Here is a 23,084-nt window from a genome sequence, read left to right as displayed (position 1 = left end):
GACAGATGAAGAGAATCTTTGATATTGTTATGAGCTTGATAGGGTTGCTCCTATTGAGCCCATTGTTTGTCATCATCGCTATCTGGATCAAAGTAGACTCCCAAGGACCGGTCTTCTACAAGCAGATCCGAGTAGGACGAGATAATAAGGATTTCCAGCTCTACAAGTTTCGCTCTATGAGACCTGGCTCGGACAAGGGCAGTCTCATTACAGTCGGAGGTCGCGATCCTCGTGTGACGCCTTCGGGGTATTATATTCGTAAGTTCAAGCTAGACGAGTTTCCACAGCTCATCAATGTCCTCAAAGGCGATATGAGCGTTGTAGGGCCTCGACCTGAGGTGCGTCGCTATGTGGATCTATATACCGCAGAGCAGATGCAGGTACTCAAGGTAAGACCTGGTATTACGGACTTGGCCTCTATTAAGTATCGCAATGAGAACGAGCTATTAGAGTCTGCAGAGGATCCTGAGGCTTTCTATCGAGAGGTTATCATGCCAGATAAGCTGAAGATAAATTTAGAGTATATAAAAGACCAAAGCTTTGTGAAGGATTTGTCAATTATACTGATGACCTTGAGAGCTGTATTCCTTTAATGCTCTATCTCACACCGATATAGGACAGTCCCCTCGCAGTGCATTTGCACTGCGAGGGGACTGTCCTTTTGATCAATGTAGAAATAGTGCCCAATTCTATTGGTTGCTTGGCCTCGGCACACCCTACTTGCTGTGTAGGGTGATGGTGGCGGAGCGGACACCCTTGGCCGAGACAGTGAGGGTAATCTTACCCGCCTGCTTTGTGCTCTGCACGAGGGCTGTTAGCTCGCCCGAGAAGAGGTGATGCTGGGGCAGGTGGAAGAGGTCAAGTGAGGCTGGATTGCCCGAGGCAGCAGCCCTGAAGCTACCTGCACCCCCAACCTTGAACTTCACTAGACGCTGGTCTGAGGGGATGAGGTTGCCCTCCTTGTCCACGAGGCTTACCCTAACGAAGGCAATATCTCGCCCGTCAGCAGCGATCTCTGAGCGATCGACCGAGAGCTTAAGGCTGTGTGGCTTGCCCGCAGTGCGCAGGGTCTTGGTCTCGGCGACCTTCCCACTCTTGTCATAGGCAACGACCCGTACTTCGCCTGGTTCGTACTTCGTTTGCATCCACATGAGGCGATAGCGTCTCTGGCGGGTGAAGTTATTTTTCGCCTCAGAATGCTCTGTCTCAGCAATACGTACGCTTAGATCCTTGCGCTGACGTCCCTGGCTCTTGCCGTTGATGAAGAGCTCGGCCTCGGGGTAGTTGGTGTAGACGAAGATCGGGGTTACCTCGCCCTCTCTGCCTGGCCAGGTCCAGTGGGGTAGGATGTGTAGCGTGGTCTCCTCCTTATTCCAATGACTGCGATAGAGATAGAAGCGATCCTTGGGGATACCCGCCAGGTCTACCGCTCCGAAGAGTGAGCTATGGCTGGGCCAATCGCTGTAGTAAGGGGTAGGCTCGCCAATGTAGTCGATACCTGTCCAAATAAATTCGCCCATTGTCCAGGGGTGATCCTCGTGGCGCATCCAGTCATCCTCGGGTAGGTTGCTCCAGCTGCAGTGCTCTACATCGTAGCTAGAGGCTTGATGGTCAGGGTACTTGGCCATGGCCCTGCGCTGTACGGGGAACTTGTAAACGCCTCGAGAGCTGAGTGTAGAGGCGGTCTCGCTGCCGAGGATGAAGCCCTGAGGGAGGACACGATGGGCCGTGTCGTAGAGGTGTGGGCGGTAGTTGAAGCCTGGCACGTCGAGGCTGGCGGCCATGCCATTTTTGAGGACAGCTAATGGAGCATCCATCCCATTGGTTACTGGGCGTGTAGGATCCTCTCGGTGGCAGATCTCCTGCAGGGTGTATTGGGTCTTGGAGCCATTGTCCCTCCACTGCTCGCTGACCTCGTTGCCGATGCACCACATAACCACGGAGGGGCTATTGCGGAATTGGCGGATAAGGTTCGTCAGGTCTCTCCGATGCCACTGGGCGAAGTCGAGGTTATAGCCATTGGGCACTTTGGGTACTGCCCAGCTGTCGAAGCTCTCGGCCATGACCATCATCCCCATCTCGTCGCATAGGCGAACGAACTCTGGGGCAGGCATATTGTGGCTAGTACGGATGGCATTAGCCCCCATGTCCTGCATGGTGCGAATTTGGCGGCGCATAGAGGCCACATTGACTGCAGCCCCGAGTGGCCCCTGGTCGTGGTGGAGGCAAACGCCCTGGAACTTGATCTTGCGCCCATTCAGGTAGAACCCGTCATGCTGTCGGAGCTCTATCGAGCGAATGCCAAAGCTCGTCGTGTCGCTGTCGATGAGCTGCCCATCTCGGTAGAGGAGAGCTACATGGCGATAGAGGTGGGGCTGCTTGATGTCCCAAAGCTCGGGGCGATCTACCCCGAAGCTAGAGCGGATGATCGTGTCTCGCTCGAGAGCCTTCTGCCCGATACCCTCCGAGCGGAAGGAGGCGATCTCCTGCCCCTTGGGCGAGAGCAACTTGCCCTCATAGGTGAGGTGCGATGAGCCTAGATGGCTACGCCCCTCAAGAGCTGTGCGCACCTCTACCCGAGCATAGTCTTTGCTCACCTGGGGCGTTTGGATCTGCGTCCCCCAATGGGCGATATGCGTCTGAGGGGTAATGAGCAGGTGCACATTGCGATAGAGGCCTGCACCAGGGTACCAACGACTGCTCTCGTGCTTATTCTCCAGGCGGACGGCTAGGGTGTTGTCCCCAGGGCGGACGAGGTGGGTGATGTCGAGGATGAAGGTATTGTACCCATAGGGCCAATAGCCAGCCTCCTGGCCATTGACATACACTCGGGCATGGCTCATAGCCCCGTCGAAGCGTAGCTGTACACGCCTGTCATCAAGGGAGGAAGGGAGTGAGAGCGAGCGGCGATACCAGCCTACTCCGACGAAGGGGAGGCCTCCCGTACGTCCTGCGTGCTCCATAGCCTCCTTTTGTCCGTCCTGGGTAATGGCCAGGTGTTGCTTGTCGTTGTCGAAGCTGAAAGGGCCATAGATGGCCCAGTCATGGGGTACTGTAACGCTCTGCCACTTGCGATCGTCGAAGGACGGCTGTGCGGCCTGGGCCTTGTCTTCTCGGCTAAATCGCCATCCCTCCTCGAGGGTCTGCAGCGTGCGCTGAGCCATCAAGGAGTTCAGGCTAAGCCCCGAGAGTAGTAGAGCGGTGTAGAGTTTGGATCTAGTCATGATGTTATGATGATTTTTTGTTGAGAATGCTTGAGAGCCCTCAAAGATACGGACTAATACTGAGCTTTGGGCTAAGCCTTTCGGGTGCGCTTGTAGCCGAGAGAAAGCAGGATCTCGAGGAGCTTGTCTCGCTGGTCACCCTGGATGATGATCTCTCCCTGCTTGACGGCCCCGCCTACGCCGCAGCGTTGTTTGAGGAGTTTGCCCAGCTCCTCTAGGCTTCCTTCTGATCCGACAAAGCCCGTGATGAGGCTGACCTCTTTGCCTGCCCGATGGCGTCGGCTGATGGAGATGCGTAGCTCCTGCCGTTCCTCAGGGAGGGTTTCGATGCTCTGTGAGCTATCGGTCCTTTCGTAGTCGAAATCTGGGTTTGTGCTGTAGAGGACACCCAGACGCTTTTTCCAGTCTGCCATAATGATCTATGCCTGCTAAGTTTTGACTATATTTGCTCGCAAATATACGACTTAATCGCCCGTACCATAGTCCTCCGACCAGGCACGTGCACAGAGCAGAGAAACAATGGCAGTAGAAATCAGACAAGTATCTTCCTCGGCAGATATGAGGAAGTTCGTAAAGTTCAATCTCAAGCTATACAAGGGCAACCGCTACTATGTCCCAGGGCTCATCGATGATGAGCTGAGGACTCTTGACGCAAAGAAGAACCCCGCCTTCAAGTTCTGCGAAGCAGCCTACTTCTTAGCCTATCGAGATGGTGAGATTGTAGGGCGCATTGCTGGCATCATCAATAACAAGGCTAATGAGACTTGGAATCAAAACAATGCTCGCTTTGGCTTCGTAGACTTCATCAATGATGACGAGGTCGTAGATGCTCTATTTGGAGCTGTGATCGATTGGGCCAAGCGTCGAGGTAAGGAGATGCTTCAGGGCCCCATGGGCTTTACAGATCTAGACCACCAGGGAATGCTCGTGGAGGGCTTTGACCAGCTGGGTACAATGGCTACGATCTATAACTATGCCTACTATCCTAAGCAGATGGAACGCATGGGTTTTGTTAAAGACCAAGACTGGAGAGAGTATAAAATCTTCGTACCGGCCCAGATGCCTGAGAAGCACATGCGTATCTCTGAGATTGTGCGTAAGAAGTACGGGCTCAAGATCCTTAAGTTCAAGAGTCAAAAAGAGGTCTTGCCTTACGCTCACCGCATCTTTGAGACGCTCAATCAGGCCTATGCCCCTCTGTATGGTTTCTCTGAACTGAGCCGTGAGCAGATCGATTACTATGTTAAGGTCTATATCCCGATGATCCGCTTGGATTTCGTTACCGTGATTGTACGAAAGGAGGACGACAAGGTCGTAGCCTTCGCCATTACCATGCCCAATTTGAGCCGAGGATTGCAGAAGGCTGGTGGCAGCTTACTTCCCTTCGGATGGGCTCATCTGTACAAGGAGTTGAACTTCCGAGGTAATAAGGTTGTAGACCTCTACCTTATCGGGGTTATTCCAGAGTATCAGAACAAGGGGGTGAATGCTTTGCTCTTTGATGACCTCATCCCTATCTTTCACCGCAATGGGGTGGAGTATGCAGAGAGTAATCCTGAGCTCGAAACCAATACTGCGGTACAGATGCAGTGGAACTACTTCGAGCGTGAGCATCACAAAACACGCCGATCTTACATCAAGCGTATCTAACCCTGGGGCGTATGATACAATTAGGGAGGGGCGAAACCATGGTTTCGCCCCTCCCTAATTGTTTTTTGAGGATCTAGGGTCTGCCCTCGAGGGGGTAGAGACCTAGAGAGGAGGACTAGAGGATGTCCTTCTGTAGGTTAGCTACGAGGCTGCTAGCCCCGATGCGCATGAGCTCGGGTGTGAGCCACTCCTGGCCGAGGACGTCCTTGACGATGCAGTAGTAGCGTACGGCGTCGGTAGAGGTCTTGATGCCTCCGCTGAACTTGATCCCACGCTTCTCGCCCGTCTTCTTGTAGAACTCTCGGATGACGCTACACATGATATAGGCGGCCTCGAGCGAAGCTCCAGGGTACTCCTTGCCCGTCGAGGTCTTGAGGAAGTCTGCTCCAGAGACGAGAGCAAGGATACTGGCTCGGCGGATGCGCTCGGGCTCTTGGAGAGCTCCAGTTTCGAGGATTGCCTTTAGATGAGCCTCACGGGCTGCACTTTTGAGCTCGAAGATTTCGTCGCCAGCCTCGGTGTAGTCGCCCTCGAGGAAGCGACCGAGGTTGAGTACGATGTCGATCTCATGTGCCCCAGCTCGTGCGGCGAGGCTGACCTCGGCGACCTTGACCTCAGCGAAGCTCTGCGAGGCAGGGAAGGCTCCACTCACGCAGGCTACTCGTACGCCTTCGGCCGTGAGGGTCTCTAGTACAGTGGGGACGAAGTTGGGGTAGACGCAGATAGCGGCCACGCTGGGTACGCTCTCGTCTGTACCCTCGAAGTCATTGACAGAGTGTACCAGGGCTGCTACCTTGGTCTCGGTGTCTGCTCCTGCGAGGGTCGTTAGGTCGATCATGCCGTGCAGGGCCTTCTTGACCTCAACGGTATTGCACTGCTCGTACTCCTTCTCTAGGATCTTGTCGATGGCCTCTTGGAGGGCTTGCCCTTCGAGGACGGGGGCGTAGGAGAGGAAGAGCTCCTCCCACTTACTTTTGTTCTGATTCATATAGTTTGGGGTTATTGATATGTCTTGTGCTGTCTCGGGCGGTCTTCTTGGCCATATTGCGTCGGAAGGCCTCGCTAAGGTCTACGCCCGTTTGGTTGGCCAGGCAGATGAGTACCCAAAGCACGTCGGCCAATTCGTCTGCTAAGGCATCGCTCTCGCCGTTTTTGTTGCTTTGGTCTCCGTAGCGGCGGGCCATGATGCGGGCCACTTCACCGACCTCTTCGGTCAGTATAGCCATATTGGTCAGTTCGCTGAAGTAGCGTACGCCATAGGTCTTGATCCATTGGTCTACGGTCTCCTGGGCCTGTCTCAGGCTCAACTCTTCTGGGGCTAATGCGCTCATGAGTGCTGGGGTCAAATGCAAACTCTACAAAAGTAGGCTAATTCGCCCGAAATACCAGCGAAAAAAGGTTTTAACTATGCCTCGACCTCTTCCCTCCTCACCTCTCTCTCGTTTGAGCACGAGACGGGACTAGATAGGATGCCTCAATGAATAACGAGGCTCGACGACTTTCCGCAGCCTTCGAGTTGCCCCTAGAGGGTCTATTGAGGGAATATGGAGGTCTCGACCGAGGTCTCGTATAGGCTCGCTGTCGGGGTTTCGGTTGGGCCTAGCATGAGCTATCGAGAGGTTTGCACTCGAAGTCTAGATAGGACTTCACTTGAGGCTCAGATAGGATCGCATCAGAGACCCAAATAGGAGCTCGAATGAGCTCCTATTTGGGTCTCGAGTGAGGTTGCAATAGAGGGTGATGGGAGGGGGTCGGGGGAGCTCTAGAGCTATTCCTTGCTGAGTAGCTCCTGTAGCTGCTCGGCCGTGATGTCGAGCATGATCTCGCCCCGATAGGCCATCGAGATCGTGCCTCGCTCTTCGCTGATGATGATGACCTTGGCATCAGTCTGCTGAGAGAGGCCTAGGGCCGAGCGGTGGCGCAGGCCGAGATCCTTGTTCAGATCGGGGTTGCTCGCCACGGGGAGGATGCAGCCTGCGGCACGGATCTTCCCCTGGGCGATGATCATAGCCCCGTCGTGCAGGGGGCTATTCTTGAAGAAGATGGTCTCGATCAGTCGGGCATTGACATCCGCCTCGAAGCGTTCGCCCGCATGCTGGTAGACCGAGAGGTCGAAGCTCTGCTGTATAGCGATCAGAGCCCCCGTGCGCTTGCGGGAGAGGTTGAGGCAGGCCAGGACGATGGGGGCGATGTATCGCTCTCGATCTGCGCTTTGCTGTCGCTTGTCTCGGAAGTAGCGTCTAAACCGCTTCCATTTCTGTGCCGAACCGATGGTCGAGAGGAATTGCTTCATCTCATCCTGGAAGATGATCACCAGCACCAGGAAGCCAATATTGACGAACTTGTCCAGTAGTGCCCCCATGAGCTGCATCTTGAGGATGTGCGAGATCAAGATCCACAGCCCGAAGAAGGCAATGACACCCGTGAAGATCGCCTTGCTCCCAGAGGCCTTGAGCACTGTATAGGTATAGTAGAGGAAGACGGCCAGCAGGAGGATGTCGATGGCATCCTTGAGGGAGAATTGAAGCCACCACATAGCCCTAGCCGTTGTTTGAGGTGAGTGAAGTGGCTCGAGAGAGGCTCAGGTGCTCCGAGGCGTTGTGCTTGCTCGAGCGTCGCAGCTGCTCCACTAGGCGTACACATTGCCTAGCCTCCAGGACGTCATGCACCCTAAGGATGTCTGCCCCTCGCTCTAGGCATAGGGTGTGCAGGACGCTCGTGCCATTGAGAGCCTCTGGGCTCGAGATCTCGAGCAGGCGATAGATCATGCTCTTGCGAGAGAGCCCGACCAGTAGCGGAAGGCCCAGCGTGCTCTTGAGCTGAGGTAGCTGTGAGAGCAGCTCATAGTTCTGCTCGAGGGTCTTGCCGAAGCCGAAGCCTGGGTCGATGATGAGGTCATGTACCCCCAGCTCGTACAGCTGCCCCACACGCTCGATGAGGAAGTCGGCTACGGCTGTGGCCACATCGTCATACTGGGTCATGCTCTGCATCGTCTGCGGCGTGCCCCGCATGTGCATCAGCACATAGGGCACTTGTAGCTCGGCGATGGTGCGTGCCATGGCCTCGTCGAGCGTGCCGCCAGAGATGTCGTTGATCATCGAGACCCCGTACTCCTCCACCGCCCAGCGTGCCACGCTCGAGCGGAAGGTGTCTACCGAGATAGGGAGCTCGGGGTATTCATCTCTTAGAATCTTGAGGGCTGGGGCGAGGCGGAGCATTTCTTCCTCGGCGGAGACCTCATCCGCCCCTGGGCGAGAGCTATAGGCCCCTAGGTCTACGAGGTCCCCCCCTTCGGTGACGATCATCTCGAGGCGTTGGCGTAGGGCTGTCTCGCCTTGTACTCTGCTATCTGGGTAGAAGGAGTCCGGGGTAACGTTCACAATCCCCATGACCAGGGGGCGCGAGAGGTCGTATAGCCGCCCCGAGAGGTTGAGCGTTCGTTTGATCATTATCATTCGGTATCTGTGATGGTGTATGGGCTGTATGCCAGCCGTAAAGGTACGCTTTTCTCCACACTTGTCCCCAGCAGGCTCGATCAGCAGATCTCTTTGCTCCTTCGATGCTGGCCTTGCTGGGCAGCCGATCCTGAGCTTAGGCAATTGGAGGAGGGTTATTTGGTCTGCTTTGGAGCAACTTTGCACGGAAGTTATTATTATCTTTGTCTCCGGCGGGTAAGCGCCCGAACCTTCTTTGGGTAATTCACCATTTTTAGGTCAAACAATAAACAAAAGCAGCAATGAATGATGCAGTAATCTTTAATCTCATCGAGCAGGAGAGCCAGAGACAACTCAAGGGTATCGAGCTCATCGCCTCGGAGAACTTCGTAAGCCAAGAGGTCATGCAGGCCATGGGTAGCTGCCTGACAAACAAGTATGCCGAGGGCTATCCAGGCAAGCGTTACTACGGTGGTTGCGAGGTCGTAGACCAAGTAGAGCAGGTGGCCATCGACCGCCTCAAGCAGCTCTTCGGCGCAGAATGGGCCAATGTGCAGCCACACTCGGGTGCACAGGCCAATATGGCTGTGCTCCTGGCTTGTCTCGAGCCGGGGGATACCTTCATGGGGCTCAATCTAGCCCATGGCGGACACCTCTCGCACGGTTCGCCCGTCAACAGCTCAGGGCTGCTGTATCGCCCCATAGAGTACAACGTCCGTCAGGAAGATGGCCGTGTGGACTACGACCAGATGGAGCAGAGAGCCCTAGAGCATCGCCCCAAGCTCATCATCGGCGGTGGATCGGCCTACTCTCGTGAGTGGGACTACAAGCGCATGCGTGAGATCGCTGACAAGGTGGGTGCGCTGCTGCTCATCGATATGGCTCACCCTGCTGGACTCATCGCTGCAGGCGAGCTCGACAATCCCGTCAAGTATGCCCACATCGTAACCTCTACGACCCACAAGACCCTGCGTGGCCCTCGTGGAGGGATCATCCTCATGGGCCGCGACTTCGATAACCCCTGGGGCAAGAAGACACCCAAGGGAGAGATCAAGAAAATGTCTGCCCTGCTGGATTCGGCTGTCTTCCCTGGTGTACAGGGGGGGCCACTCGAGCATGTGATCGCCGCTAAGGCAGTAGCCTTCGGTGAGGCTCTCAAGCCTTCATTCAAGGAGTATCAGATCCAGGTCAAGAAGAATGCTAAGGCTATGGCTGAGGCTTTCATCCGTCGTGGCTACACCGTGGTCTCTGGTGGTACAGACAATCACAGCATGCTTATTGACCTAAGGACTAAGTTCCCCGAACTCACCGGTAAGGTCGCTGAGAAGGCTCTCGTGGCTGCAGACATCACTGTCAATAAGAACATGGTTCCCTTCGATAGCCGCTCAGCCTTCCAAACCTCTGGTATCCGTGTCGGAACGCCTGCCATTACTACTCGTGGCCTCAAGGAGCATGAGATGGATGCTATCGTGGACAAGATCGATAGAGTGCTCTCTGCACCTGAGGATGCCTCCGTCATCGATGCCGTACGGGCCGAGGTCAATGAGGCCATGGTCAAGTATCCGATCTTCGCTTGGTAGTCAGTCCTGAGAGAGACTGAGGTAACGATGCTATAGCACAGAGCTTCTGTTGGGGAATATCCTCACTCGCTTCTGTGCTATAGCATTGACACAAATTTAGATCATTAATGTGTATCCTATGAATAAATTTATGCTAACTATGGCTACAGCTGTTACCCTGCTGCTGTCAGCCTGTACAGATGCCGTCGAGAAGACGATGCCTGAGTACAACAAAGGAATCAACATCATTCCCAAGCCACTATCCCTCACAGAGCATGGTGGAGAATTTGAGCTTGGTAAGTCTGCCGAGCTTATTGCCCAAGGGGCAGAGGCTCGCACGATCGCAGAGTTTTTCGCAACCAAGATGCGTGCCTCGACCGGGTATAAGCTCCCTGTCGTAGAGGGCGAGCAGTCTGCAGAAGGCTCTATCTTCCTGCGTATCGATCCCTCTCTTAAGCTCAAGGAAGAGGGTTACACTCTCGAGGTCAAGGCTAGCGGGGTAGAGGTCGTTGGACGCTCTGCTCATGGCCTCTTCTACGGTATGCAAACCCTAATGCAGCTTCTGCCTGCCGAGATCGAGAGCCGTAGTCTCGTGAGAACTGTTTACTGGAAGGCTCCTGTGGTCTCTGTCCAGGACGAGCCCGCCTTTGGCTATCGTGGCCTATTGATTGATGTCTGCCGTCACTTCCTCACGGTCGAGGATGTTAAGCGTCAGATCGATGTCCTCTCTATGTTCAAGGTCAATCGCATGCATTGGCACTTGACCGAAGATCAGGGTTGGCGCATTGAGATCAAGAAGTATCCCCGTCTGACAGAGATTGGTTCGAAGCGCATCGAGGGCGATGGCTCTGAGTATGGGGGCTTCTATACTCAGGAGCAGATCAAGGAGGTTGTCCGTTACGCTCAAGAGCGCTTCGTAACTATCATCCCAGAGATTGAGCTTCCTGGGCATGCTATGGGTGCCATCTCTGCTTATCCTGAGCTCGCTTGTAACCCGAAGACACAGGCTGGGCAGGACTACAAGGTGCGTAACCTCTGGGGTGTCGAACTGGATGTCTACTGTGCTGGTAAGGAGGAAGTATTCGAATTCCTTTCGGATGTGATTGACGAGGTTGCCCCTCTCTTCCCAGGAGAATACTTCCACATCGGTGGCGACGAGTGCCCTAAGGATCGATGGAAGGTCTGCCCACTCTGTCAGAAGCGTATCAAGCAGGAGAAGCTCAAGGATGAGCACGAGCTGCAAAGCTACGTCATCCGTCGAGCTCAGAAGATGCTAGATAAGCATGGCAAGAAGCTTATCGGTTGGGACGAAATCCTCGAGGGCGGTCTAGCTCCATCGGCTACAGTCATGAGCTGGAGAGGCGAGTCTGGAGGGATTGCCAGTGCCAATATGGGGCATGATGTGATCATGACCCCTGGTAGTGGTGGCCTCTACATCGACCACTATCAGGGTGATCCTAAGATAGAGCCTGTGGCCATCTGCTGCTACTCTCCTCTAGAGAAGGTCTATAGCTACTACCCCGTCCCTGAGACGATCGCTGAGGATAAGCGTCATCACATCCTCGGGGCACAGGCCAATCTGTGGGGGGAGTATCTCTATGATACTCGTACTATGGAGTACCGAGCCTATCCTCGCCTGCAGGCCCTGGCCGAGCTGACCTGGACTCCAGTGGAGAAGAAGGACTTCGCAGACTTCTCTCGTCGTATCAACAACGCCTACGTGCGCCTAGATCATGTAGGGGTTAATTACCACATCCCCCTGCCTGAGCAGCCCAAGGGCTCATGCGACTTCATTGCCTTCGTAGATAGCACTCAGCTCACGCTCAAGACGACACGCCCCATCAAGATGGTCTATACCCTCGATGGCAGCGAGCCTACAGCTAGCTCAACGGAGTACTCTGAGCCTCTGTTGGTAACGGAGAGCAAGGTGATCAAGGTGGCCTCGGTATTGCCCTCGGGCAAGCTCAGTCGTGTGCGTGAGATCACCTTTGAGAAGCAGGAGCTCAGCCCCGCTGTCGAATTGAAGAAGCCTGTAGAGGGCCTCTTGACTCGCAGATCAATGGGGAATTACCTCAAGGCCTCGGACTTCGCCAATGCTACCAACTGGGTAGAGGGCAAGGCTGAGAGGCTCGAGCGTGTGAAGCCCCATGGCCTCAAGAACAACATGGATGAGTTCGACGCCAGTGCGGTTATTGGTGAGGGTTATGTCCTAATCCCTGAGGATGGTGTGTACTTCTTCTCTACAGACAATGATGAGTTTTGGATTGATGGGAAGAAGATCATCGACAATGCAGGTGAGGTGAAGAAGTTTAGCCGACATGACTGTAGCGTCGCTCTGAAGGCTGGCTATCACCCCATCAAGGTTGTCTTCATTGGGGCTGTGCACGGAGGCTTCCCCACTTACTGGTCAGACTCCTCGGTGTATATGCGTGCTGAGGGTGCAGATAAGTTCACCCCCATCACCTCCTTCATTGCCAAGTAAGCTGGCGGTCTAAGGGCTGCTGAGGTGAAGCTCCCTCAGCGTCCTCATCAAGCCAAGAGGGGCTGCCTTGAAACGATCGTTTCGAGGCAGCCCCTCAAGCTTTGGGTGGGTAGCCCATTGGATTAGACCACCCCTCGCTCTGTCTCATCTCTATGCCTGCTCTTCGCCCTTGACCATGACTCTCTCTGCCCCCTCTCTAGGCCCTAAAAAGCAGGGAGCCCCGACCCAAGGCCGAGGCTCCCAAGAGCAAGGTAACGAAAAAGATTGGCAAACCTAGAAGCTCAGGCTTGTGCCCAGGAGGAAGTTGATCCCAGCCTGCGGATAGAGTCCTACATGGCTCACCTCCTTGCCTCCATCGACGTAGAAGTAAGTCCAACCATTGCTGGAGTACTTGGCATCGAAGAGGTTATTCACCTGTAGGCTGAGGTTCATACGCTTCACCCCTGGCAGGCTGAGGTCGTAGCTCATGCGCAGGCCTGCGACGTGGTAGGCGGGTAGCTTACGAGCCTCACTCCCCGTATTGTCTAGGTACTGCTTGCCGACGAATTGGCTGGTCAGACCAGCCTCGAAGCTCCCGAACACGAGGCTAGCTGCAGCAGAGGAGACAATCTCTGGGGAGTAACCGATGGGGGTATTGCTATACTTCACCTCCTCGCCTGTGCTGAAGTTGTGGTAGTCCTTGATGCGAGACTGGCTGAGGGCTAGAGCTCCGTCGAGGCGAAGCCACTTCGTAGGGCGATAGCTAGCCGAGAGCTCAAGGCCCATGCGGTAGCTATGATCAACATTCTCCAGTAGAGGTTCGCCTACATCGCTGATCTTACCATTGGCTACGAGCTGATCTCGATAGCTCATGTAGTAGAGTCCAGCCGAGAGACTTAGTCTGTGGCTGCGATAGCCGTAGCCCAGCTCGTAGTCTATGAGGTGCTCGGCCTTGGGCTCTGCGCCACCAGCGTTGCTCCCCTCGGTGTAGATCTTTCGCCCTGGCTCACGCTGTGCCACAGCTACCGAAGCGAAGGCATGATGCTGGGGGGTGAATTGGTAGTAGACACCCGCTTTGGGGTTGAGGAAGAGGAAGTCCTTCTTCAGGTCAATGGCCCTCATCCCCTTGGTCGCATCGCTGTACTTGTCCAGTGTCCCCTGTACGTCGTAGGCGATGTGGCGTAGCTGGAGGTCAGCGAATAGGTTCAGCTGCTCGGAGAGTTGCCAGTTGGCCTTGACGAAGCTTGAGAGGTCTGTCTTGTGCGCTAGATTGTCATAGTAGCGGCTCTCGGGGTAAATCACTTCGGGGTATTTAGATATCCAGCGACGCTCTCCATAGTGTAGCCCCTTGTAGTAATTGCCGCTAAGCCCTGCGCTGAGCTGCCAATCCCTCTGCTGCCAGTTGAGCATCGCATTGACCCCGTAGAAGTCATTGTCGAGGTACTTGCGACGGATGATGTCCGCTCGCTTAATCTGCTTGCCCGAGGCGTCTACATAGTTCTTCAGAGCGTACTTCTTGAGTGAAGAGCTTGCTTTGAATTCGTCTGTGTAGCCAAAGCCTGCTGTATAGTGCGCCGTGAGGTTGAGCGTCAGCCTGGGGGAGAAGCTGTGGGTGAGGATGAGCTGATGATGAGGCTGGCTGTAGTTGTCAGTATCGTGGTAATAGTGTGCCTTGCCTGCAGCATCAGTGTACATATAGCCAGCTGGGTTGTAGGTGCGCCCGTAGCTCTTCTCGTCGCTGGCCTCGATGCCATGCCAGGCAATGCCTGTGATCTGCTTACCGCCGAAGGTTACATAGCGCAGCATTGTCGTCTCGGTGGCATAGCTCGCTTGTAGGAAGTAAGCGTACTGATCTACCGAAGCTCTATCGACATAGCCAGCACTCTCTACTCGGGATAGTCGGGTGTCGATCGTCCAGCGTCCGCCGAGGCGTCCTGTGCCTACCTTGATCGAGGCCCTCCGAGTTCCGAACGAGCCTGCGCCTGCGCTCACCGTCGCATAGGGCTTGAGCCCGATCTGATCGGTGCGCATGTTGAGGCTGGCTCCGAAGGCTGCCGCTCCATTGGACGATGTCCCTACGCCTCTCTGGAGTTGTAGCTCCTGTAGGCTAGAGGCGAAGTCGGGCATATTAACCCAAAAGACGGCCTGGCTCTCTGAGTCGTTGAGAGGGATGCCATTGACCATGATGTTGATCCCTGTGGCATCCACCCCACGCACACGCAGCGAGGTGTAACCGATGCCCGTGCCCGCATCGCTTGAGAAGACGACCGAGGGAAGGCTCTGCAGCAGGAAGGGGATATCTCGGCCAAGGTTCTCCTTCCCAATCTCTTTCTTGCCCAGGTTGCTGTAGGCCATAGGGGTGCGCTTGTCTGCACGTACGCCTACGACGGAGAGCTCCTGTAGGGTGGTTACTCGAAGCGAGTCTGCTTCGGAGGACTTTGGTGCAGTCGATTGGGCTGCTACCGAGAGCAGGCTACCGCCTGCGAGCATGAGAGTAATGAGTGATCTCATCGTTGCTATAAAGTATATATATGATGAACGATAATGAAGCATCAACCTCGATGCTCCATGACCAGGACAATGATGAGACCTGTCGATGGTCTAATACTGCCGATGGGAACCTGATGTGGATGTTGGTGTGGGGTGAGGCTCGAGGCGGATGCCTAGTAGGGTAGATCCCTGAGAGACGAGCCCTCCGACACGGATAAATCCCTACGCCAGTACTATCTGGATCAGGTATGAGGGTTTGTTCTCAGCTGCCGATCTCTCTGCCGCTGGGGCATTGAGAGGCTAGCACCCCTTTTGTCCTTATGTCGAGACAAAGGTACGCATTATTTCGACATCTTCTCAGGTGGAGAGATGCTCTGAGAGACCTATTTGTCTCGCTGTCTCGGGCCTTTGCTGACCCCTGGCAGAGATCTTGATAGAGCCTCGTCTGCGCCCTCGGGGAGCGTTCACCCCAGCTCCTACTTATGTCTCTGCAGAGGCTCAGATAGGACTTCACTTGAGTTCCTACTTATGTCTCTGTGGAGGCTCAGATAGGACTTCACTTGAGCTCCTACTTATGTCTCTGTGGAGGCTCAGATAGGACTTCACTTGAGCTCCTACTTATGTCTCTGTGAGGGCTCAGATAGGACCTTGTCTGAACTTCTCCCAATCCCTTGCTTATCTTCCCTTCGAGAACCCCTTCGAACGGTCTGCAGCATTGAGAATGAATGCTTTGCTCGGCTTTATACCTAATCCTAGGGAGCATGAGGGTGTAATTATATCTTTCTTTCTTCAATTATTGTGCAATAATCTCCTTAATTCGCTTATCTTTGTTGCGGAAACACGCTTCCTCTATACCTACTCGTGGGGGGAACGCCGTGTTGGTTGGACAAGTAACATCATAACAACTTAATAGTAATTCTTTATGTCGTGGTTAATTAAATCTTCGATTGGCCGCAAGCTCGTGATGAGTATTTCTGGGCTTGCGTTGATCCTGTTCCTAACCTTCCACATGTCGATGAACTTGGTAGCTCTGTTCTCGGCCGAGGGTTACAACATGATCTGTGCATTCCTCGGGGCTAACTGGTACGCTTTAGTTGCAACTAAGGGGCTGGCACTGCTCTTCATCTTGCACATCGTCTACGCACTTATCCTAACCAATCAGAACCGTAAGGCTCGTGGGTCAGATCGCTATGGTGTCGTGGGCAAGCCTCAGGGCGTAGAGTGGGCCTCTCAAAACATGATGGCTCTCGGTGTCGTAGTATTGCTCGGACTTGGTCTGCACCTCTTTAACTTCTGGGCCAAGATGCAGCTGGCAGAGCTACAGCACATTCATGATCTAGGTATCCCAGGGGTTAATGGCCCTACCGATGGGGCTGGCCTGATCCGCTACACCTTCGCCAATCCAGTTTATGTGTTGCTCTACCTCGTATGGCTAGCTGCCCTGTGGTTCCACTTGGCACATGGTTTCTGGAGTGCTCTGCACACGATCGGATGGAACAATACGATCTGGATGAAGCGTCTTCAGGTGATCTCTAATATCTACTCTACACTGATCGTCCTAGGCTTTGCTGCGGTGGTGATCTTCTTCTTCCTCCAGTCGCTTTGCAATGGGACTGCATCTTGCCCCTTCGCATAAGTTCGCTTAGTGATCCATCTACAGATACATTACTACTATGTCAAAGATTAACTCTAAGATACCTCAAGGCCCACTCGCAGAGAAGTGGACTAACTATAAGAACCATCAGAAGCTGGTGAACCCCGCCAACAAGCGTCGCCTTGATGTGATCGTTGTCGGTACAGGATTGGCAGGTGCATCGGCAGCCGCTTCGCTGGGAGAGATGGGCTTCAACGTCCTCAACTTCTGTATCCAGGACTCTCCTCGTCGTGCACACTCGATCGCTGCACAGGGGGGAATTAACGCTGCCAAGAATTATCAGAATGATGGCGACTCTGTCTATCGTCTCTTCTACGATACCATCAAGGGCGGAGACTATCGTGCCCGTGAGGCCAATGTATATCGCCTGGCAGAGGTGGCCAACTCGATCATTGACCAGTGTGTCGCTCAGGGTGTCCCCTTCGCTCGTGAATATGGTGGTCTGCTCGATAACCGCTCTTTCGGTGGAGCTCAGGTCTCTCGTACCTTCTATGCCCGCGGTCAGACGGGGCAGCAGCTCCTGCTGGGTGCCTATTCAGCTCTAAGCCGTCAGGTGGGTAAGGGCTCTGTCAAGCTCTACACCCGCTATGAGATGCTCGATGTGGTGATCATTGATGGACGTGCCCGTGGGATTATCGCTCGTAACCTCGTTACTGGTAAGGTAGAGCGTTTCGCTGCCCATGCTGTAGTCATCGGCACGGGTGGTTACGGTAATGCCTTCTTCCTATCGACCAATGCGATGGCCTCCAATGGCTCGGCCGCTTGGCAGTGCTATAAGAAGGGAGCTTACTTCGCCAATCCATGTATGGCGCAGATCCACCCAACTTGTATCCCTGTGCACGGTGAGTTCCAGTCCAAGCTCACACTGATGTCAGAGTCCCTGCGCAACGACGGTCGCATTTGGGTTCCCAAAAAGCTCGAGGATGCTAAGAAGCTACAAGAGGGCAAGATTCGCCCCACAGAGATCAAGGAGGAGGATCGAGACTACTACCTCGAGCGTCGCTATCCAGCCTTCGGTAACCTCGTACCTCGAGACGTTGCCAGTCGTGCTGCTAAGGAGCGTTGTGATGCTGGCTATGGTGTCAACAATACAGGTCTTGCCGTATATCTAGACTTCTCCTCTGCGATCCAGCGTTTGGGTCGTGATGTCGTAGAGGCTCGCTATGGTAACCTCTTCCAAATGTATGAGAAGATTACCAACGATAATCCCTACGAGACGCCCATGATGATCTATCCCGCCATCCACTACACCATGGGTGGGATTTGGGTAGACTATGAGCTGCAGACCACCATCCCAGGTCTCTTCGCCATCGGAGAGGCAAACTTCTCCGATCACGGGGCAAACCGACTGGGGGCTTCGGCTCTGATGCAGGGGCTTGCAGACGGATACTTTGTACTCCCTTACACGATCCAAAATTATCTTGCAGATCAGATTCAGGTACCTCGCTTTAGCACCGACCGTCCAGAGTTCGACGAAGCTGAGAAGGGCATCAACGATCGCATCGCCCGTCTGATGAACATCAAGGGCAAGCAGAGCGTAGACAGCCTGCACAAGAAACTTGGCCACATCATGTGGGACTTCGTCGGCATGGGTCGTGAGAAGGCCGGCCTTGAGAAGGCTATCAAGGAGCTCAAGGAACTGAAGAAGGAGTTCTGGAGCGACGTCCGCATTCCTGGTGCTGCGAATGACCTAAACGTTGAGCTGGAGAAGGCACTTCGCTTGGCCGACTTCATCGAGATCGGCGAACTGATGGCCCACGATGCCCTCGATCGAGAGGAAAGCTGCGGTGGACACTTCCGTCTCGAACACCAAACCGAGGAGGGTGAGGCAATGCGCCACGACGACCAGTTTGCCTACGTGTCTTGCTGGGAATATCAGGGCGAGGACAAAGATCCTGTCATGATCAAGGAACCACTAGACTACGAGTTCGTAGTGCGTCAGCAGCGTAACTATAAGAACTAAACCTCTCTAAGCAACAAGAAACAATGGACAAGAATATCAATATCAAGGTTAAGGTTTGGCGTCAAAGAGGTCCCCAGGCTAAGGGCGCATTCGAAACGTATTCACTCGAGAATGTCTCTCAGGGAAGCTCCTTCCTCGAGATGCTTGATATACTCAACGAACAGTTGATCCGTCAGGGCAAGGAGCCCGTGGTCTTTGACCATGACTGCCGTGAAGGGATCTGCGGTATGTGCTCGCTCTACATCAACGGCCATCCTCACGGCCCAGATGACAGCATCACAACCTGTCAGCTACATATGCGTCGCTTCAACGATGGCGATACCATTACGGTAGAACCTTGGCGTTCGGCTGGCTTCCCCATTATCAGAGACCTTATGGTTGATCGCTCGGCCTACGACAAGATCATCCAGGCTGGCGGTTTCGTCTCGGTGAATACTGGAGGAGTTCCCGATGCCAATGCCATCCCCATCCCCAAGAAGTATGCGGATATGGCTATGGATGCGGCTGCTTGTATCGGCTGTGGAGCTTGTGCTGCCGCTTGTAAGAATGGCTCGGCTATGCTCTTCGTCTCTGCTAAGGTCAGCCAGCTGGCCCTCCTGCCACAGGGTAAGGTCGAGGCTGCCCGTCGTGCTAAGGCAATGGTTGCCAAGATGGACGAGCTCGGCTTCGGTAACTGTACGAATACACGTGCTTGTGAGGTCGAATGCCCCAAGAATGTCTCTGTGAGCAATATTGCTCGTCTGAATAGGGAGTTCCTCTCGGCTAAGTTCAAGGACTAGCCTCTAGTCTCCGAGCGCACAATAGCTTTAGGGGGATGGGCTATTATAGCCCATCCCCCTATCTTTTGTCCCTTCTCTCATCTCTATTGATGGGAGACTATTATTTGGATTTGATGCGCTTGAGCTTGTCCCGAAGGATCTGCCCTACGAGGCGAAGCCAGAGCAGTCCATTGACAAGGCGGCCCTTCAGTGGGTGGTAGTTTTGCTTGATAACGGGGATGTGCTTGATGTTGTAGTTGGCCTTGAGGGCTTTCTTGTGTGCATAAGCTCCCTGTTGGTGGTATATGGAGTACTGTAGTCCAACCTCCCCTGGCCAGTTGAGTAGACGATACTTTCCCTTATCGAGCTGCTGCCGAACAGGCTCGATGGCATGGCTGTAGGCTACAGGCCCTGTTGTCTTGATGACCCCATAGAGACCTACCCCGCAGCTGAAAGGTTCGTAGTGATCAATGTTCTTGAATACCTGAATAAGCACTGCCCTAAGGAAGGGGTGCCCAGGTGCACAGATAATTGCCCACTGGATGTATTCGCCCCTGGGGAGGAAGGTCAGCTCGGGCAGCATGCCAAAGCCTTCATACTCCTGCCCTGGGAGGTTGTCCCAGGGGGAGAGGATGTATAGGTCGCTGTCGGACAAGACCTCGTCCAATGGCTGTGTGAAGCTAGACTTGATGTCTAGATACACCCCGCCCCGCTTGTACATGAGCAGATACCTAAAGAGGTCGGCCCGTGCAGCCCCATAGGATCGCTCGATCCGCTCGTAGTACTGCCAAACCTCTAGCCCATACTCGCCCTGGATGAAGTCTCGTATATCCTCATCGTCGTAGAGGGTATAGCTCCAGGAGGGGTTCATCTGCTTGATCCGCTCGATGTTGTCCAGGAGCTTTTCCTCCAGGTCTGTTTTGCTCTTGTAGGTCTGATGGATGAGCCTGGGGATACAGTCCCCGAGCTCTATCGTGGGGAGCAAGGCTTCGTAATCTTTGGGCTTCATAATCTCTTCGTCTGCGGTAGAATGAATGCTTGTACGAACAAAAATAAGCAAAATAAACTGCCACCTCTCCTCTTACCCCGAGCGCAATGGTCTCTCTGCCTCCACATCCCTCGTCTAACCCCTATCGTAGTGTAGCTCTTAGCCCCTCGAGCTTGCTCTCTGGGGGGAGGGCGCAGCACTCTCAGTAGGGCCTCGACTGAGGGGCTAGATGAGACCCCGATCGAGGCTTCGATAGACTTTTTCTGGAGACTTAGATAGGTCTTTACTCGAGGTATAGATAGGAGTTCGATTGAGCTCCTACTTAGATCTCGAGTGCGATCCTACTTAGTTCGTTTGCCCGAGGCTATAGGGCAGTGGACGGGGGCCCTCTCTAGTGTGTTCGAGAGGGTCTGATGTCCCCTCGCTCGATAGATATATTTACCTAGTGCACAGGGAGTCCTCTTCCCGATGTTGAGGTCTAGCTCGTTTGTGATGGGGACATCTCCTCCCTCAATGGCTGTCCTCCTCCTCGAGCCAAGAGCTTTAGAGCCTCTCCCCAGTGCTGCTCTAGGCGATAGAGGAGGTGTCGCATTGGCGTTTTTTATCTATCTTTGAGGCCGTAGCATCTGCATACGACACTTACTTATTACTCAGTAGTATGAACAATTTCAGTAGCCTGGCCTCTCGTATCTTTGATGAGGCTGTAAGCCTGTATCTACACGAGGGGGGGGTAGATGCCCAGCCTCGTAATCCCTATCCCGAGCGTACGATCGAGCATGATCTCTTTCGCAAGAATTGGATCGACCACGCCCAATGGGGACTGGAGGACATTATCAGAGACCCCGAGATCGCAGCCGAAGAGGCCCTGCGCATCAAGCGACGCATCGATCGAAGCAATCAGGAGCGAACAGACCTGGTGGAGCTCATTGATAGCTTCTTCCTGCAGCAGTTCGCCGATATAAAGCCCCTGCCCGAGGCCACGATCAATACCGAGAGCCCTGCGTGGGCTATCGACCGCCTCTCTATCCTCAAGCTCAAGATCTACTATATGGGTCAGGCTGCCGAGCAAGCGAGCGATCCAGTACTCAAGGACAAGTGTCTCGGCAAGCTAGCTACACTCAAGGAGCAGGATCGAGATCTCTGCCGTGCCATAGACGAGCTGCTCGCAGACATCTCTGCTGGTCGCAAGTATATGAAGGTCTACAAGCAGATGAAGATGTACAACGACCCTCAGCTCAACCCGATGCTTAAAGGGCAGAGCATTTAGTTCCCGAGCACCCATCCTGCCTTAGCTCCCACCACTGTGGCTCATTATCTGATCATGAGGCTCTCGGCCATTGGCGACGTCGCCATGGCTGTGCCCGTGCTCTATGCCTTGGCTCGAGCTTATCCTGCGCATCGATTCACGCTCCTGACGCAGCCTTTCCTGACAGCTCTTCTGATAGATCCACCGAGCAATCTCGAGGCCATGGCTATTGACATTCGTCGGGAGGAGCGACACCTATCTGGCCTGGTGCGCTATGCCGATCGATTGCGTCGAGAGCATTTTGATGCGGTCATCGATCTGCATGCTGTCCTGCGTACACGGCTGTTGGGTTGGTCGCTGCGTCTGAGTGGTGTGCCCGTGCGTACGCTGAGTAAGCCTCGTCGGCAGCGTCGTCGCTTCGTTGCCCGTCCGCCCTCCAAGGATCTCACTCCTCTGCCCTCTATGCTCGAGCTGCAGCGTCAGACGCTTGGCTTGCTAGGCCTTGAGCTTCCGCAGCAGCTACCCCCTATAACCATCGATCCTAGGCGTATCGAGAGCCTCGCAGAGGAACATCCCGAGCTTGCGCCCCTCTTGGACAAACCTCTCATAGGTATTGCTCCCTTTGCCTCGACAGAGGCTAAGACCTACGACCTCTCGCTCATGGAGCAGGTCGTGGCCCAGCTCTCTCTTAGAGATGATTGTCGGCTCTTACTCTTCGGAGGGAGAGGGAGAGAGGAGAAGCTCCTCAGCCTCTGGCAGGAGCGTTACCCCCATGTTCATTCTGTCGCTGGCAGGCTCGAGCTCTCGCAGGAGCTAACCCTCATTAGCCGCCTGCGCTGCATGCTCTCGATGGACAGTGCCAATATGCACTTCGCCTCTATGGTCGGCGTCCGTGTCCTCTCTCTTTGGTGCTCGACCCATCCCTCGGCTGGCTTCCTCGGTTTGGGGCAGAGCCTCGAGGACTGTCTACAGCCCAACCTATCGTGCCGCCCCTGCTCCATCTTTGGGCGCGTGAAAGCCTGCTTGTGTGGCGACTTCCCTTGTCGTCGCACTGTATCCAGTCATGAGATTATTCGTCGTATCGAGGGCGTTCTCTCTAGTCCTCACCTCTCCTAAGCACTCATTTGTCTAGCACATTATACCTCCAATGAAACTTCGTATTAACAAACTGATTAGCGACGCAGGCCTTGGCTCTCGTCGTGATGTTGAGGACTATATCCGTCAGGGAAGAGTCAAGATCAATGGCCGTCGAGCTCAGCTGAGCGATATGGTCGATCTAGGCGATGTTGTCTTCTTCGACGAGGTAGATCTGCCCGTCAAGGAACTGCTCCAGGAGCATGCAGCCATGCAGAAGCAGGTGCAGAAAGAGCAGCGAGACGACGCTCGACCCCGCCCCAAGGGTCGTGCCGAGGAGCGAGCGGAGAGCCAAAGACTACAGGTCCAAAGCAAGAGCGCAGCCCTACGTAAAACGAGCAAGAACAATCCCGAGAACAAACGTGCTGCCCGCCTGCGCAATGAGGTATGGGACGACGAGCACTCTTGGGACGTCCTACCTATGCGCCACTCGAGCAAGCGAGCGCAAATGCGGCGTCCGTCCTCGCCTCGTGGTTCGAAGGGCCGATTTCGCTACCGAGACGACGATTAGCGAACTTTAACC

The 23,084-nt window shown here is 54.4% G+C and carries 19 protein-coding genes and 1 riboswitch; of the genes, 11 read left to right on the top strand and 8 right to left on the bottom strand.

Going from position 1 to position 23,084, the window contains the following annotated elements:
- Positions 1–5: 5 nt before the first annotated feature.
- Positions 6–593 carry a sugar transferase gene (locus HQ37_RS03755; protein ID WP_036880667.1) on the top strand — a complete coding sequence of 196 codons (588 nt, stop codon included), beginning with the start codon at positions 6–8 and terminating at the stop codon, positions 591–593.
- Positions 594–716: 123 nt separating this feature from the next.
- Here the strand turns inward: HQ37_RS03755 and HQ37_RS03750 are convergent, their stop codons facing one another.
- Positions 717–3,164, bottom strand: a complete 2,448-nt coding sequence (locus HQ37_RS03750; RefSeq protein ID WP_235264635.1) for a glycoside hydrolase family 2 TIM barrel-domain containing protein — start codon at positions 3,162–3,164, stop codon at positions 717–719.
- A gap of 131 nt (positions 3,165–3,295) precedes the next feature.
- Positions 3,296–3,637, bottom strand: a complete 342-nt coding sequence (locus HQ37_RS03745; protein WP_036880664.1) for a translation initiation factor — start codon at positions 3,635–3,637, stop codon at positions 3,296–3,298.
- Between the two features lie 106 nt (positions 3,638–3,743).
- On the opposite strand from HQ37_RS03745, the gene HQ37_RS03740 reads away from it, so the two are divergent.
- Positions 3,744–4,874, top strand: coding sequence for a hypothetical protein (locus HQ37_RS03740; RefSeq protein ID WP_036880663.1), 1,131 nt, complete (start codon positions 3,744–3,746; stop codon positions 4,872–4,874).
- 115 nt (positions 4,875–4,989) lie between these two features.
- Here HQ37_RS03740 and deoC read toward each other — a convergent pair whose 3' ends face one another.
- The 4 genes from deoC to folP all read right to left on the bottom strand — a co-directional run bounded on the left by deoC (position 4,990) and on the right by folP (position 8,323).
- Positions 4,990–5,862 (bottom strand): deoxyribose-phosphate aldolase, encoded by an 873-nt coding sequence (gene deoC / locus HQ37_RS03735; RefSeq protein WP_036880661.1) that lies wholly within the window; start codon positions 5,860–5,862, stop codon positions 4,990–4,992.
- Positions 5,843–6,181: a nucleotide pyrophosphohydrolase gene (locus HQ37_RS03730; protein ID WP_036880658.1), complete on the bottom strand. Its 339-nt coding sequence runs from the start codon at positions 6,179–6,181 to the stop codon at positions 5,843–5,845. The genes deoC and HQ37_RS03730 overlap by 20 nt, the downstream gene beginning before the upstream one ends.
- 461 nt (positions 6,182–6,642) lie before the next feature.
- Entirely contained in the window at positions 6,643–7,410 is a 768-nt protein-coding gene (gene cdaA, locus HQ37_RS03725) for a diadenylate cyclase CdaA (protein WP_036880655.1), read from the bottom strand.
- 4 nt (positions 7,411–7,414) lie between these two features.
- On the bottom strand, positions 7,415–8,323 hold the full coding sequence (gene folP / locus HQ37_RS03720) for a dihydropteroate synthase (RefSeq protein WP_081951759.1): 909 nt from the start codon (positions 8,321–8,323) through the stop codon (positions 7,415–7,417).
- Between the two features lie 287 nt (positions 8,324–8,610).
- Here folP and glyA point away from each other — a divergent pair, with 287 nt between their 5' ends.
- Positions 8,611–9,888 (top strand): serine hydroxymethyltransferase, encoded by a 1,278-nt coding sequence (gene glyA / locus HQ37_RS03715; protein ID WP_036880653.1) that lies wholly within the window; start codon positions 8,611–8,613, stop codon positions 9,886–9,888.
- A 118-nt stretch (positions 9,889–10,006) separates the two neighbouring features.
- A complete protein-coding gene (locus tag HQ37_RS03710) occupies positions 10,007–12,349 on the top strand; it encodes a family 20 glycosylhydrolase (protein ID WP_036880651.1) in 2,343 nt (780 codons plus the stop codon).
- Between the two features lie 273 nt (positions 12,350–12,622).
- Here the strand turns inward: HQ37_RS03710 and HQ37_RS03705 are convergent, their stop codons facing one another.
- Positions 12,623–14,839 carry a TonB-dependent receptor gene (locus tag HQ37_RS03705; RefSeq protein ID WP_152566780.1) on the bottom strand — a complete coding sequence of 739 codons (2,217 nt, stop codon included), beginning with the start codon at positions 14,837–14,839 and terminating at the stop codon, positions 12,623–12,625.
- Between the two features lie 20 nt (positions 14,840–14,859).
- Between HQ37_RS03705 and HQ37_RS08370 the strand changes: the two genes are divergently transcribed.
- From HQ37_RS08370 to HQ37_RS03690, 4 genes are all read left to right on the top strand, one after another.
- Positions 14,860–15,003, top strand: coding sequence for a hypothetical protein (locus HQ37_RS08370; RefSeq protein WP_160215062.1), 144 nt, complete (start codon positions 14,860–14,862; stop codon positions 15,001–15,003).
- Between the two features lie 17 nt (positions 15,004–15,020).
- Positions 15,021–15,139: riboswitch (TPP riboswitch) on the bottom strand.
- Positions 15,140–15,740: 601 nt separating this feature from the next.
- Positions 15,741–16,454, top strand: coding sequence for a fumarate reductase (locus HQ37_RS03700; RefSeq protein WP_036880645.1), 714 nt, complete (start codon positions 15,741–15,743; stop codon positions 16,452–16,454).
- A gap of 37 nt (positions 16,455–16,491) precedes the next feature.
- Complete coding sequence (locus HQ37_RS03695; RefSeq protein ID WP_036880643.1) at positions 16,492–18,435, top strand: fumarate reductase/succinate dehydrogenase flavoprotein subunit; 1,944 nt, start codon at positions 16,492–16,494, stop codon at positions 18,433–18,435.
- A gap of 23 nt (positions 18,436–18,458) precedes the next feature.
- Positions 18,459–19,214 carry a succinate dehydrogenase/fumarate reductase iron-sulfur subunit gene (locus HQ37_RS03690; RefSeq protein WP_036880641.1) on the top strand — a complete coding sequence of 252 codons (756 nt, stop codon included), beginning with the start codon at positions 18,459–18,461 and terminating at the stop codon, positions 19,212–19,214.
- A 100-nt stretch (positions 19,215–19,314) separates the two neighbouring features.
- Here HQ37_RS03690 and HQ37_RS03685 read toward each other — a convergent pair whose 3' ends face one another.
- Entirely contained in the window at positions 19,315–20,202 is an 888-nt protein-coding gene (locus tag HQ37_RS03685) for a glycosyltransferase family 32 protein (RefSeq protein WP_036880639.1), read from the bottom strand.
- 637 nt (positions 20,203–20,839) lie between these two features.
- On the opposite strand from HQ37_RS03685, the gene HQ37_RS03680 reads away from it, so the two are divergent.
- From HQ37_RS03680 to HQ37_RS03670, 3 genes are read left to right on the top strand one after another with little or no spacing between them, the layout of a single operon-like run.
- Entirely contained in the window at positions 20,840–21,448 is a 609-nt protein-coding gene (locus HQ37_RS03680) for a DUF4254 domain-containing protein (protein WP_036880636.1), read from the top strand.
- Between the two features lie 36 nt (positions 21,449–21,484).
- A complete protein-coding gene (locus tag HQ37_RS03675; RefSeq protein WP_036880631.1) occupies positions 21,485–22,543 on the top strand; it encodes a glycosyltransferase family 9 protein in 1,059 nt (352 codons plus the stop codon).
- Positions 22,544–22,574: 31 nt separating this feature from the next.
- Positions 22,575–23,072, top strand: coding sequence for a S4 domain-containing protein (locus HQ37_RS03670; protein ID WP_036880630.1), 498 nt, complete (start codon positions 22,575–22,577; stop codon positions 23,070–23,072).
- The last annotated feature ends 12 nt before the right edge of the window (positions 23,073–23,084 follow it).

This window comes from Porphyromonas sp. COT-239 OH1446 (assembly GCF_000768875.1).
GTDB lineage: Bacteria > Bacteroidota > Bacteroidia > Bacteroidales > Porphyromonadaceae > Porphyromonas.
The sequence above is the reverse complement of the archived record's forward strand: the minus strand, read 5'-3'. Positions and strand labels throughout refer to the sequence as shown.

Coding starts and splice junctions, on each gene's coding strand:
- HQ37_RS03755 (WP_036880667.1), top strand. CDS start 6: ATGAAGAGAATCTTTGATATTGTTATGAGCTTGATAGGGTTGCTCCTA.
- HQ37_RS03750 (WP_235264635.1), bottom strand. CDS start 3,164: ATGGCTCAGCGCACGCTGCAGACCCTCGAGGAGGGATGGCGATTTAGC.
- HQ37_RS03745 (WP_036880664.1), bottom strand. CDS start 3,637: ATGGCAGACTGGAAAAAGCGTCTGGGTGTCCTCTACAGCACAAACCCA.
- HQ37_RS03740 (WP_036880663.1), top strand. CDS start 3,744: ATGGCAGTAGAAATCAGACAAGTATCTTCCTCGGCAGATATGAGGAAG.
- deoC (WP_036880661.1), bottom strand. CDS start 5,862: ATGAATCAGAACAAAAGTAAGTGGGAGGAGCTCTTCCTCTCCTACGCC.
- cdaA (WP_036880655.1), bottom strand. CDS start 7,410: ATGTGGTGGCTTCAATTCTCCCTCAAGGATGCCATCGACATCCTCCTG.
- folP (WP_081951759.1), bottom strand. CDS start 8,323: ATGATCAAACGAACGCTCAACCTCTCGGGGCGGCTATACGACCTCTCG.
- glyA (WP_036880653.1), top strand. CDS start 8,611: ATGAATGATGCAGTAATCTTTAATCTCATCGAGCAGGAGAGCCAGAGA.
- HQ37_RS03710 (WP_036880651.1), top strand. CDS start 10,007: ATGAATAAATTTATGCTAACTATGGCTACAGCTGTTACCCTGCTGCTG.
- HQ37_RS03705 (WP_152566780.1), bottom strand. CDS start 14,839: ATGAGATCACTCATTACTCTCATGCTCGCAGGCGGTAGCCTGCTCTCG.
- HQ37_RS08370 (WP_160215062.1), top strand. CDS start 14,860: ATGATGAACGATAATGAAGCATCAACCTCGATGCTCCATGACCAGGAC.
- HQ37_RS03700 (WP_036880645.1), top strand. CDS start 15,741: ATGTCGTGGTTAATTAAATCTTCGATTGGCCGCAAGCTCGTGATGAGT.
- HQ37_RS03695 (WP_036880643.1), top strand. CDS start 16,492: ATGTCAAAGATTAACTCTAAGATACCTCAAGGCCCACTCGCAGAGAAG.
- HQ37_RS03690 (WP_036880641.1), top strand. CDS start 18,459: ATGGACAAGAATATCAATATCAAGGTTAAGGTTTGGCGTCAAAGAGGT.
- HQ37_RS03685 (WP_036880639.1), bottom strand. CDS start 20,202: ATGAAGCCCAAAGATTACGAAGCCTTGCTCCCCACGATAGAGCTCGGG.
- HQ37_RS03680 (WP_036880636.1), top strand. CDS start 20,840: ATGAACAATTTCAGTAGCCTGGCCTCTCGTATCTTTGATGAGGCTGTA.
- HQ37_RS03670 (WP_036880630.1), top strand. CDS start 22,575: ATGAAACTTCGTATTAACAAACTGATTAGCGACGCAGGCCTTGGCTCT.